The organism is Pasteuria ramosa (assembly GCF_056496785.1).
In genome coordinates, this window is sequence record NZ_CP143099.1 from 577,183 (window position 1) to 590,000 (window position 12,818).

Here is a 12,818-nt window from a genome sequence, read left to right on the forward strand (position 1 = left end):
GTAAACTTTGGAAATACCATAACATTTTCTTGTTTTTATTAATAATTTACATTTTTTTGCTTTTTTTGCATGTACAGTAAGAAATATCTTTTGCTATTTTAACGAGTTTCTTTTCATTCTATTTATAATTGGCCATCTTATGACTTATAGTTTAACAACACCTATTATAAAAGCTTTTTTATTAATATCGGAAAAATTTTTGTTAAAGTTTTGATACAATATATTATCCATAATATTCACAATCTTGTTCAACACAGGTTAAGAAAATCGGGAATTTAAATCCAATTTATTAAAAAATTTGACCAAATGAGATTTATTTTTTAATTTATAATTGATAGACATTCTTTATCCTCTTGTGGTGTTTTTTTATGTAACTTACATTTTGCACATAGGATCGATGAATGTCTATTTTTTCAAATATTATGACGTTTTATTAATTTTGTTTTGTTATTAATAATTTATATTTTATTTTTTTAGCCGGTGAAGTTACTTCATTTTAATATCATTTTTTTAAGATCATTTTTTCATTTCATTAGGGGGGATTTTTTTGATATTAGGTTTAGGGTTGGATTTAATTGAAATATCCCGTATTGCTAAAATTGGTCCGCTTCGTTTGGCGCGTAAAATTTTCACAGAACTTGAATTTAGCAAAATACCTGCTGCTAATCATCAGCGTCTATTAGAGTATATTTCTGGGCGTTTTTCTGCTAAAGAAGCTGTGGCTAAAGCATTTGGTATGGGTATATCATCTAGATTACGTTTTTTGGATATAGAGGTTATAGCTGATTTATCAGGGGCACCTAGGGTGATTTTGAGTCAGCGTGCTGTGATGAATGTTTGGGAACATTATCCTGTTTTAGCGCGTATGAATTTTGACGATAGATCTCACATATTGAATGATTATAATATGCGTGATGATATTGATGTAAATATAAAAATTAATTTATCTATTACACATACGAGAGATACTGCTGCTGCGGTGGCGGTTGTTTATACATAATTTTTTCAGTTTTTTTAAAGATTTGGGAGGTTATGTTTTTAGTTGATAATATGTATGTGTATTAAGTTTAGATATTTGTTATTAATTCCTCTTTTTCATAATTGCTGTTGTTCAAACGTAGCTATTTAGTATGTAGACGTGTTTTTATCTCAGTTGTTTTATTTTTGACAAAAGAGGAGGTTTAAGTTGACATTTGATTATAAGTACCATCTATGGTTAAAAATCACCTTGTTTTTTCAGAAAAGGTTGTATAAGTTTGTTTGTTTTTTTGTTTGTTTTTTATTATTTTCTATTTTTCTTACGGGCTGTATGACGAAAAATGAAAAAGATATTTTAAGTGTATTATTGGGCCGTCAAACATCTCTGCATACTTACAAACTTTCTGGAAAGATGACTATTTATACTGATTATGATCCTTTAATTTATGATATTGAAGTTTGGCATCAAAAACCTTCTTTTTATCGTGTAATTTTAAAAAATAGAAGTCGTGGTATTTTTCAAGTAGTTTTACGTAATAGGGAAGGTGTTTTTATTTTAACGCCAGAACTTAAACAGTTTTTTCGCTTTCAGAATGATTGGCCACGTAGTCAAGGTCAAGTTTATCTTTATGAAACAATTTTAAAAAGTATTATTGAAGATAATAATAGGATTTTCCAGTCTGATGAAAATGATTATGTATTTGATGTTAAAGCTAGTTATCCTGTTTTTCCTTATTTAACGAGACAAAAAATTTGGCTGGATAAGGAATTGCAACCTAAGAAAATAGAGGTTCGTGATGCTCGTCAACAAATTCGTTTAAAGGTAGACATAGAATCTTTTCAAGAGGGTTTTGATTTTGATAAATCAGCTTTTGATAAAGATTATTATATTCTTAAAAAAGAAAAACCATCGCCTGAACAAACTGCTTTTGATGATAAAGATATTACAAAAGTATTATATAGGAATTATCTATCTTTATCAGAGAAAGAAATTAACACTATATGGGGTCCTATATCGGTTATACGTTCTACAGACCATCGACCTTTTACATTGCTTAAATATAAGCCATTATTTTTTACCCGTGATTTATTGATTGAAGATGGTGATATTTTATTTCCTTTAAGATCATCTATAGGTATTAGTTCTAAAAAAGGTAACTATAATCGTTTAACATGGATAGACAATGGTACTATATATGATTTATATGGTATGTTGCCAATAACTGATTTGCAGCTTATAGCTAAGGGAATTCCGGAATAAACTATATATGAATTAATTTATTTATTATTAATTATATTATATTAATCATATTGCATATAATTAATAAAGAAAATACGAATATCATTTTTAGCGAAAAATTAAAATATAACATTATTAATAAAAATAAATAATACCTCGATATATAAATAATGGGTATTATCTTTGTTTAATGCCTATTATTTATATATTTTTTCAAATTAATAATATAATGATATTATATGTTATTTTTTAATTCATAATCATATTTTATAACAAAAATTATAATCATTATGCATTATTTGTGTAGATTTGGTATTTATAATTTATTGATTTTTTATTTTTTCTCGAGATACTTATTTAGAAAATTTATTTGCATATTTAATAGCCATTTCTGTGGTTTTTGTTGTAATATGCTCACATAGGTAATTTTATTGATCTCATTACTGTCTCTAATTCAACTTTTGTCCTGGGTGGGGGGATTAATATTATGGATGATTATGATCGCGATACAAAGGCCGTGATTGATTTAGATGCTATCATGCATAACATTTTGCAGATAAAGCAACTTTTACCTAATGATGGGTTAATTATGGCTGTAGTTAAAGCTGATGCTTATGGGCATGGCATTGTACAGGTTTCCAGAGCAGCTCTTTTATCGGGTGTTAATATTTTAGGGGTAGCTATTTTAGATGAAGCGCGTATTTTGCGTTATGTTGGTATCGAAGCGCCTATACAAGTTCTTGGTTATGTTCCTTTGCGTTCAATTCCTTATGCTATACAGCAGAGATTGATTTTGACGGTGGTTTCTTTTTCTAATCTTTTAGAAATGGAGAAGACAGCTTCTGTTTTAAGAATACCTTTGGAAGTTCATTTGAAAGTTGATACTGGTGTTGGGCGTTTGGGTTTCCTGCCAGAAGATGCTATTTTAGCTTTTAGGCATTGTCAAATGAGTCGTTGGTTGAATATTACTGGTATTATGACACATCTGGCTACAGCGGATATTTTAGATGATTCGTATTTGAAAAAACAATTATCAATTTTGGATAAATTTGTTAAAGATTTAAAAGATCATGGTTTTGAAATTCCTATAATACATGTATCAAATACAGCGGGTGTTTTACGTCCTGAGCTTGTTCCTTTTCGTTCATTAGTTCGTATAGGACTGGGTATATATGGTATTTTCCCCGGAGCATTTTTAAAAGGAATAGGTATATCTCTCAAGCCTGCTTTGAAACTTCATTCTAAGGTTACAACGGTGCGTCATTTACCAGCAGGTATGAGTATCGGTTATGGGTGCCATTATATATCTGATGGTAGTGAATGGGTAGCGACGGTACCAATTGGATACGCTGATGGTATACGTAGAGATATTGCTTTTTGTGATGGGCATGTTTTGATTAAAAACCAGAGGGTACCTATTGTGGGTTTTGCTTGTATGGATCAAATCATGGTAAATGTTAAAGACATTTTACCTGTTTCGGTTGGTGAAGATGTGGTTATTTATGGACAGCAGGGAGATGATGTTTTAGCTATTGAAGATGTTGCCGAAAAATTAGGGACTATTCCGTATGAATTATTATGTTCTATAAGTAAACGTGTTCCCCGGGAATATATATGTGGTAAAGAAGTGGTTGCTTTGGAAAATAATGTTTTATATTAACTTATTTATTTCAACCGTAATACATTGTATCATTATAAATAATATTTATAATTATTAATATTAATCTTTTTGATTTTTATTTTTTATGACATACTGGAAATCATAAGTTTGTTTAGTCCATTTATTATTTTTTTATCTTTTCATTCCATATTTTTTTGATTTTATAATTAATTCCCCTTTCTCATGAATGCATTTATCCAAAATTTTGTTCCATTGTGTTATAATATATGAGATATTAGTTAGATGGATTTATTTTTTATATCTTCCGGAGGTTATTTTTAGCTGTTAAAATGCAATCAGTTACTTTGTTCTATTTTTAGATGGATCCTATCAATTGACCTGAGCATATAGTGTAAATAGTTCGTATGTATGTTTTGGTACTTAATTTTAAAATAGCTGCTAATATAGACAAGGATAGCCGTATGTTATGCTGGGTTGGGGGTGCATCCATTGTCCGATACAAAGAGGATTATGATTAGTTTGCCTATGAATCTTCTACAAGAGGTGGATTGTATGGTGCAAAGAGATAAATCCAATCGTAGTGAATTTATTCGAAAAGCTATGAAGATGTATATTCAGGATTGTAAAAAGCGTCGTATTCGTGAAATGATGCAGCGTGGCTATATGGAAATGGCCCGTATTAACCTTAGTTTATCGGCAGAAGCATTTTTAGCTGAGGAAGAAGCGGAAGGAACATTGGATCGTTTGGTGAGCGGGGTGTAAAGGTCTTGATTGTAAAGCGTGGCGATGTATATTTTGCAGATCTGTCCCCTGTGGTTGGATCCGAACAAGGTGGTGTGCGACCTGTTTTGATTATCCAAAATGATATAGGGAATCGCTTTAGTCCTACTGTTGTGGTTGCTGCTATTACAGCTCAAATCCAAAAAGCAAAATTACCTACACATGTCGAGATTAAAGCGGAGTCTTGTGGTTTGGATCGTGATTCCGTGATTTTATTAGAGCAGATTCGTACTCTAGATAAGCAACGTTTAACTGATAAAATTACTCATTTGGATGATGAAATGATGGATTTAGTTAGCGAATCACTTCAAATTAGTTTGGGACTGATTGATTTTTAATTTTTGGTCAATTCAGAATTTGTTTTGTTAATAAATTATCTATATGTGTTTTTTCTAGGGGACAGTGGATGTTTCTGTAATTAGAAACATATCTGTTACAATTGCAATATCGTACACGTTTAATTTACTTATTGTTTGTTATTTTTAATTTTTTATTAAGTTTTTTCTGGTAATTGAATAGCATATAGGTTAAAAACTAATATTAGCGTTAACAATGATTTTGAAATTTATCAATAAAATTAAAATATCAAAAATTTTCAAAACCTTTAGATAGGGTTTATTTTTCATTAGTGTTTAATTTGGATGTTTTAATATTTATCAATACTAAAACTATATACAGTGCATCTTCTTAATAAAGATGCTAATTATCTTAATTTTTTGACAAAACATTATATATTTTATTCATAATTATAAATATTGGATATAAAATTAAATAATAATGAAAAACCGTTTCTTTTTTGTGGTATTTTTCAGCAAAAATTTTACATCTTTTTACTCTTCCTATGAAATATTATGTTAATATCCTTTCCGAAGCTAGCGTTCGGTTATATGTCTTATTTTTTCTACAAGTGGCCTATTTCTGTTTTTTTTATAGGTAAATATTCATTCTAATTAGGATATTTTGCCATCAAAAAAATTTTATCATAACTATTGGCTCATCGATTTCATATATTTAAGATTTGCAGAAATTAAAATTATTGGTATGTGTATTTTTTTCTTTTTTAATATTTTTTAGAGTATTTTTGATTTAATTTACCAACAAAAATCCGTATTTTATATTTAAATTTAGCTATAATATCAAAATAAGTATTCTTTTATGTTTTGATATTTTAATTATGTTTAATTTATGTATTAATCATAATTAAGATATAATAAATGGCATTAAGATCTAATTATTTTTTTAATTAAATTTATTTAATAATCATGAATACGGATTGTAAATCCGAATTATTTTTTTATATGATTTTTTACACCTTAGATTGCATATAACATTTTCTAGGGCTATCTTTTTGAAACATCTCTAGATTATGTTATATGTTAAAGGTTTTAGGGTACTATTTTATTTGATTCGATTAAGTCCTTAAAATCTCTTTGCGTCGGTTTGTGTACAAGCTCCTAGTAGTACTTTTAATATAAAAAGCTCCCATAATTCTTATGTATTTATAACCTAGTGTAATACAATATCATAATAAAAATTCTTTCAACTGGTACTGAAATATTAATATAGTAGATTTGTAATAGATGTAATTTAAATACAAAAATAGCCATTGCTATACCTTTTGGTGTTTTTTATTATGTCCTTAAACGCTCTTTATAGAGGTTTTTAGACAATCTCTGTGTTGTATTAGTTTGATTTATTACTAATTCTCCCTTTAGATCTTTATAAATTTTTAAAATTATAATCATATATAAATTTATCATGGGTGGATTGCATTAATTTATATAATAAAATTTATGACTTTTTTTATTTTTTATCATTCACTGAATAAGACAAAATACTAATTTGCATTAAAAATAAATTGTGTTGTATCTATATTTCATAGCTTTGTTTGATTTTCGTTCATTTTATTTTTATAATGTTTGACTATTCCTTGTTTATATTATATAATGAAGATTATATTTTGTTTGAATGGGGCATTAGCTCAGTTGGGAGAGCGCTACGCTGGCAGCGTAGAGGTCAGCGGTTCGAGCCCGCTATGCTCCATATTTTTATATCTTTATTTTTTTATTTTATACGTTGTGTTAAATTCTTTTATATATTTATTTTGTATATTTTGTTCTTTTTTTGATTATATTTATTGGATTTGTGATTATATTTATTGGAATATATTTTTAAAAAATAATCCCATAAAAATAGTTCGTGCGATTTTCTTGCATGGTCTATTTTTATGGGATTATATATGTTTGAATTAAGAATTCAAGAACTATACATTCATGTCTTCTAAAGCTTTTAAGGCTGGAAGATAGTTTTTTTCTATAGAGATTGATTTATTGTAATAAAATTTTGCTTTGCTGTAATTTTCTATTTTTTCATAAATACGTCCTAATTGATAGCATGTTTCATATGAGCCAATTCCTTTGACAGTTACATATTTTGTAGGTGCTTCTCCGATTTCCAAAGCTTGTAATAGTGCTTTAATAGCTTCTTTATTTTGTTTTTTATTTTCTAATGCTTCTGATTTTAAATGATATAAGTCTGTAAAATCAGGTAATTCTTGTATTACTTTTTCGATTATTTCAAGCAATTCATCATATTGTTGTAATACCATTAAATTTGTTAATTCATATTTTCTTAAAGTAGTGTAGCCTTGATGGTCTCCAGGTTCTTGTAGACGCAATGATTTGCGGAATGCTACTAAAGAATCCAAAAATTCATAACTTCGAAAATGTTCGACGCCTAAATTATACCAATTAAAAGCATCAGAGGGATTATTTTGTAAGCATGCTTGAACGATGCTTTTATTTCGTTGAATTTTATCTTTTTGATTAACATATTGATCGGAATAACCGTAATGATTAATACGAATATCCGTTTCGCCTAAGCAGGCGTTTTTGTTGAAGTTAGTAATACTGGGTATAATTTGTTCATGTATACGACCTTCAAAATAAAATTCTGGGCGATTTCGTATGATTCGTAAAGATCGATTTATTAGTACCCCGGAATTAGAGCTTTGGTTTGTATGATTATGTACTTGTAGTAATACCCCTTCCATATCTTTTTGCGGTATTACAGTTTGAATAATTTTATCACGTAATTTATTTTGATCTTCTTCATGTAATTGTTCATCCGCGTCTAATAGAAGTAGCCAAGTACTCTTGGTTTTTTTTTTGGCATAATTTCTGGCCTTAGAAAAATCGTTTTCCCAAGTCGTTGTATATACATCAGCACCATGTTTTTGTGCGATTTCTATTGAATTATCAATAGATCCTGTATCGACAATTACCATTTCATCTACAACGTTTTTTACGCTATTTAAACATCTTGTTAAATTCTCGGCTTCATTTTTGATAATCATGCATAATCCTAGCATGAGTTTAGGCAATTTAATCATCTCCATATAATGATGTTAAGTATATTTATTATATGGATTTATTTATATATTCGTGATATTTTATCTTTTAATTAATTTTTATTATTAATTTTTATTATTAATTTTTATTATTAATTTTTATTATTAATTTTTATTTTTAAATTCGTTATTTTTTTAATTTATTATGTATATTATTATGATAATGATATGTTTAATGAATATCATTCATTAAACATTGGTTTGCAACAGATATTTTTTCTGTTTTATGAGAAAGGGGGTTGCGTTGCTTTTGAAATATAGTGACAAGGTTATTTGGATCAAATTATTAGAAGATTATTATAGAAGCAAGGGTTGTATTAATAAAGCTAATTATTATAAAAACAAATATTTAAACTATATAGAACACCTTATTGTTGAAGCTAAAGATAAAAAAAACCATGTGTCAATGAGTTATTTAACTAATCGTTTATTAGAAGAAGATGAAGGTAATATTCGTTTTTTTAATAGCATACCAGATATTGATTATAATGAAATAGATGTCTATATAGATAACAAAATAACAGCTAAAAAATTATCTTATGCGGGCTATTCGCCATATTTTAATTTGAAACATGGATCATATCAGCTTAAGGTGAAGAATCACAATGCTAAAGGTGATGATCTTTTAAATACGCATATTATGGTTTGTAAAAATATACACACATTAGGTTTAATTTATAAAGATTATTGTAATTGTCGATCCGTAATTAGAATGAGTGGGGCAGATGAACTAGGTGCACCTCCTGAGGGGTGTATGAATCTTCGTTTAGCGCATTTTGCTTTAAATATTTCTGCATTACATATCACTATTCAGAATGATAAGCGTTTTACGATCAATGTTAATCCAGGACAAATTACACCCTATGTAACATTACCAATAGATAAAAGGTTACGCTTTGTTGTACAAGAATGCTGTACAGGTAAGGTTTTGTACACTTTGCCTAATGTTATGCTGCGTCCTAATTACACAGTTACAGGTGTTATGACAGGTAACATGACAGAAGGTTATCCCTTTAAACTGACCTTTGTTGCATAGAAAATATAGAATATAATTTTCATTTATTAATTATATATAATTAATTTTTATGCTAATTATTATTTTTTTGATAATTGCTATTTTTGTTAACACTTCAAAAATGAACTGTTTTTTGTTATGATTAAATCAGCGATATGTATATTTATGTTTTTGAATTCTCAAATGAAATTTAATAGCTTTTTATGTTATTAAATTTCATATCATTTCAAATAACTCATTCTCTTAATAGAGGATGAGTTATGTCATATGATTGATATAAGTTATTTTTTTATCTTTTATATATTAGACAATTAACGCTTTTTTTCTTGATAATTGCCCTTTTTTTGCATATTATTAACAAATAAGTCATTTTATACACCATATTTTATGACCTTTGGTAATTTTTAGAACTTAGCTTGGTATTTTGGAATTATTTTATGCTATTTTTTATTTCTTTAGGATTAATTATATATTTTTAATTTCTAGAGATTGATAAATAATTTGTTTTTCATAACTTATTATTAAGATTCATTTATGTATAGATATTAATTTATGGATTTCTTTTGGTTTTTATCACCAAGAGCTTATTGTGATATTTCGGAAGATTATTTTCTTTTTAATTTATTTTTTATTCAAATATATCGCAATTATTTTAAATATATGTTTAATGATTTTCGATAATAATATATAATATATTTATCGAATGCCTGATAAAATAATTTTTATATCCATAAATTTAAATTACGCAAAATCTTCCCGAGATTACTTTGAAATTTTAGAATTAAAATATCAATCAGATAACGAACAATCATTATAAATATCAGAATTTTACTCATGGAAGGAAGATGGCAGCGTGAATGTTCTTGAGATAAATGAAGTTGGTAAGTTTATTCGTAAAAAACGTAAAGAGCAGGGATTAAGGTTAGAAGATTTGTCAGACGATCAGATTTCAACCGCTACGATTAGTAATATCGAGCGTGGTGTTCCTCATGTTAATCGTGACAAGATCAATTATTTGATGAATAAAATGGGTATTAAGATAGCTGATATTCCTCAATTGTTAGAGCAAGATATTGAAGGAATGGAAAGTATGGAATTAAAAGTTGTATCAATTGAAATAATGATTGCTATAGGTAATATTGAGCAAGCTCAAGCTTATCTGACAAGACATAAAAATGGCAGTTTATCAATGTGTGAAGCTGTTTTTTGTTTTCTGAAAGGTTTATGTTCTGTAAAAATTAGTGAATGGAAAAAAGCAGAACGTTATCTAAGTGAAGCCATTAGACTATCTTCTCAGGATCCTATGGCTAAGAGAATGAATTTGGAAGCTGCTTGTTTTGAATATTTAGCTGAGTGTCGTTCTAAGCAAGATGTATGGGAGGATTCTCTTTCTTATACTAAAAGAGGTTTAGAATGCTATCATAATATGAACAATCATTATGATAACATTCTATATAAATTGAAATTAAGACATGTTATTTGTATGAAAAAATTAGAACGTTTTGATGAAGCGCATTGTGCATTGGCTGATTTATGGAAGTATATTGATCAAATTCAAGATCAAGAAGTTTTATTGAGTATGTATTCTATAAGAGCTGAGCTTTATAATATGCTGAAGTTACATCATGATGCGATCCGTTATGCTCGTAAAGGAATTCAATTGGCGGTAAGATGCGGGAAATCTTATGAAACTTTTAAATTATGGACTATCTTAGGTAGAACTTATATGCAAATAGATCGCTTATGTGATGCAGAATCTTGTTTTGAGTTTGCTCGGGATTTTTCTGATTGTCTAGATAGCGCTATATGTATAGCGGGTATAAATCTTGATCTGGGTGAATTATATATTTTACTTGAAAAATGGGAAATGGCTCGCTCGTCTATTCAACTCTCATTAGAGAGGTCGCGTAAGATCGGGCATACAAGTTATATACATCGTGCTTTAATAGCAATGGGTAAGGTTATGCAAAATATGAATCGTATTGAGGAGGCTATTCAATTTTTGCGTGAATCTGTGAAAATCGCTAAACAAGATGGCACTCACGGAAGTTTGTTTTTAAGCTTCTATGAATTAGCCAACTGTTTTTCGCAAATAGGGCTGGAAGATGAGTATAAGCAAACGATTGAGAAAATGTATATAGCAAAACGTAAATTATCCGAAACATCTTCCGTAAATAAGTCCGAGGATAGTGATAGTGAGGGTAATAATAAAAACATCTCATATAAAGAAGAATTTTAATTTTTTATCATAACTAGCAGTTTATGTATTATATATCATTGATTTGTTAATTCGATTCTAAAGATTTATTTTATCACTTTTTATATTTGTATTAAAAATATAATTATAATTCAGCAATAATATTTATTTAAATAAATAATTTTATTTTTGGTATTTTATCTAGAAAGATATTTTATCGCATGCTGGAACTGCTATCCATAGATGTTAGATGATTTGCATGCATAGTACTAGAAGATTCTGGTATATGATAAGAAGAAGCTTGGGGATTGTTATGACAACGTTTACATGAGCCTGATTGACTGTTATTTGAGGGTAGATAAGACATGCATGGGTTTTTATGGCTTTTTTTTCTCATTTTGCAGTAACAAATCCATTTCTTCAGCATATGTTTTTCGTGTTTATGCTGACAACATAATTGGCAATATAAAAATTTGAGAAATTTCATATCACAAGTTGGTGAGCAGGGCATTCCTAAATGATTTTTAAATGGGAATCCTTCGTGGCAATGGTGATGATGTCCTTTGTGATTATGGTGATGACCATGGTCATGGTCCGAATGGCAATTGTAGTGATAATGACATACCGGAATGCAACAACCATTAGGATACATGTTATTAAAAGGATATTGAGGGGTCATGCAGGGGTTTTTATGATTTTCATTTTTTTGATGATGTGAAGGTGGTGTCATAACCGAATCAGGCATATGGTAATTGCCCCCTTCGCTCATCGATTGTATTTTAGGTCTATTTTCCATTTAATTATTTCCTCCTTGTAGTCTATTAGACATCTTATATTATGGCTGTAGGTTTATTTAGGTGTCTTTTTTGGAATTTTTTATTTTTTATGAATTTTGGGGGTATGGTATGTGTACTATAGATGTTGTAACGATTGTCCCGCGTGGTTATTGTTATGGTGTAGTTGATGCTTTAGTTCTTGTGCAAAAGGTAGCTAATGATAAAAAGTATCCGCATCCTATTCATGTTTTAGGTATGATTGTTCATAATAGTCATATTATAGATGCATTATATAAGATGGGTGTCCAAACACTTGATGGTAATGATCGTGCTCAGCTTTTAGATAAAATAGATAAGGGTACAGTTATTTTTACGGCTCATGGGGTATCGCCTCAGGTTCGTGAGTTGGCTTTAAAAAAAGGTTTGCATATTGTTGATGCTACATGCCCTGATGTTATGCGTACGCATGAATTGATTAAACATAAAACAAAAGCGGGATATCATGTGTTGTATATAGGTAAGATGGGTCATCCTGAACCCGAGGGTGCTATCGGTATAGCAGAAGAGGGTAGTATTACATTGGTAGAGAATGAAGAAGATGTACAGAAGTTGCATCTTCCTTCTGCAACACCGATTTTGGTGACAAATCAAACAACAATGAGCCAATGGGATACTAAGCGTTTAATCGATGCCATCTTACTCAAATATCCTAATGCTGAAATTCATAATGAAATTTGCTTAGCTACGCAACAAAGACAAGAAGCGGTAGCTGATCAAGCTGAGGGTTTAGATTTAGTTTTAG

At 28.9% G+C, this 12,818-nt stretch carries 10 protein-coding genes and 1 tRNA gene (1 of these 11 running past the window's edge); 9 read left to right on the forward strand and 2 right to left on the reverse strand.

Annotated elements, in window-relative coordinates:
- The first annotated feature begins 547 nt into the window (after positions 1-547).
- From acpS to VS182_RS02625, 6 genes are all read left to right on the forward strand, one after another.
- A complete protein-coding gene (gene acpS / locus VS182_RS02600) occupies positions 548-1,000 on the forward strand; it encodes a holo-ACP synthase (protein ID WP_479484954.1) in 453 nt (150 codons plus the stop codon).
- 186 nt (positions 1,001-1,186) lie between these two features.
- Positions 1,187-2,239 carry a LolA family protein gene (locus tag VS182_RS02605; protein ID WP_479484955.1) on the forward strand — a complete coding sequence of 351 codons (1,053 nt, stop codon included), beginning with the start codon at positions 1,187-1,189 and terminating at the stop codon, positions 2,237-2,239.
- A gap of 466 nt (positions 2,240-2,705) precedes the next feature.
- Complete coding sequence (gene alr / locus VS182_RS02610; protein WP_479484956.1) at positions 2,706-3,878, forward strand: alanine racemase; 1,173 nt, start codon at positions 2,706-2,708, stop codon at positions 3,876-3,878.
- 471 nt (positions 3,879-4,349) lie between these two features.
- Complete coding sequence (locus VS182_RS02615; protein WP_479485126.1) at positions 4,350-4,601, forward strand: CopG family ribbon-helix-helix protein; 252 nt, start codon at positions 4,350-4,352, stop codon at positions 4,599-4,601.
- 5 nt (positions 4,602-4,606) lie between these two features.
- Positions 4,607-4,957: a type II toxin-antitoxin system PemK/MazF family toxin gene (locus VS182_RS02620; protein WP_479484957.1), complete on the forward strand. Its 351-nt coding sequence runs from the start codon at positions 4,607-4,609 to the stop codon at positions 4,955-4,957.
- A gap of 1,632 nt (positions 4,958-6,589) precedes the next feature.
- A tRNA-Ala gene (locus VS182_RS02625) sits at positions 6,590-6,662 on the forward strand.
- Between the two features lie 220 nt (positions 6,663-6,882).
- Here the strand turns inward: VS182_RS02625 and VS182_RS02630 are convergent.
- Positions 6,883-8,001, reverse strand: a complete 1,119-nt coding sequence (locus VS182_RS02630) for a glycosyltransferase (protein WP_479484958.1) — start codon at positions 7,999-8,001, stop codon at positions 6,883-6,885.
- Positions 8,002-8,278: 277 nt separating this feature from the next.
- Here VS182_RS02630 and VS182_RS02635 point away from each other — a divergent pair, with 277 nt between their 5' ends.
- Entirely contained in the window at positions 8,279-9,064 is a 786-nt protein-coding gene (locus VS182_RS02635; RefSeq protein ID WP_479488846.1) for a DUF4397 domain-containing protein, read from the forward strand.
- Positions 9,065-9,896: 832 nt separating this feature from the next.
- On the forward strand, positions 9,897-11,282 hold the full coding sequence (locus VS182_RS02640; RefSeq protein WP_479488847.1) for a tetratricopeptide repeat protein: 1,386 nt from the start codon (positions 9,897-9,899) through the stop codon (positions 11,280-11,282).
- A 172-nt stretch (positions 11,283-11,454) separates the two neighbouring features.
- On the opposite strand, the gene VS182_RS02645 is transcribed toward VS182_RS02640, so the two are convergent.
- Complete coding sequence (locus tag VS182_RS02645; protein ID WP_479484961.1) at positions 11,455-12,036, reverse strand: hypothetical protein; 582 nt, start codon at positions 12,034-12,036, stop codon at positions 11,455-11,457.
- Positions 12,037-12,145: 109 nt separating this feature from the next.
- On the opposite strand from VS182_RS02645, the gene VS182_RS02650 reads away from it, so the two are divergent.
- A protein-coding gene (locus VS182_RS02650) for a 4-hydroxy-3-methylbut-2-enyl diphosphate reductase (protein ID WP_479492711.1) crosses the window boundary here: on the forward strand, positions 12,146-12,818 show its 5' portion. It continues 284 nt past the right edge of the window; the window shows 673 of its 957 coding nt (coding positions 1-673); it begins with the start codon at positions 12,146-12,148; its stop codon lies beyond the right edge, outside the window.

Coding starts and splice junctions, on each gene's coding strand:
- alr (WP_479484956.1), top strand. CDS start 2,706: ATGGATGATTATGATCGCGATACAAAGGCCGTGATTGATTTAGATGCT.
- VS182_RS02645 (WP_479484961.1), bottom strand. CDS start 12,036: ATGGAAAATAGACCTAAAATACAATCGATGAGCGAAGGGGGCAATTAC.
- VS182_RS02615 (WP_479485126.1), top strand. CDS start 4,350: ATGATTAGTTTGCCTATGAATCTTCTACAAGAGGTGGATTGTATGGTG.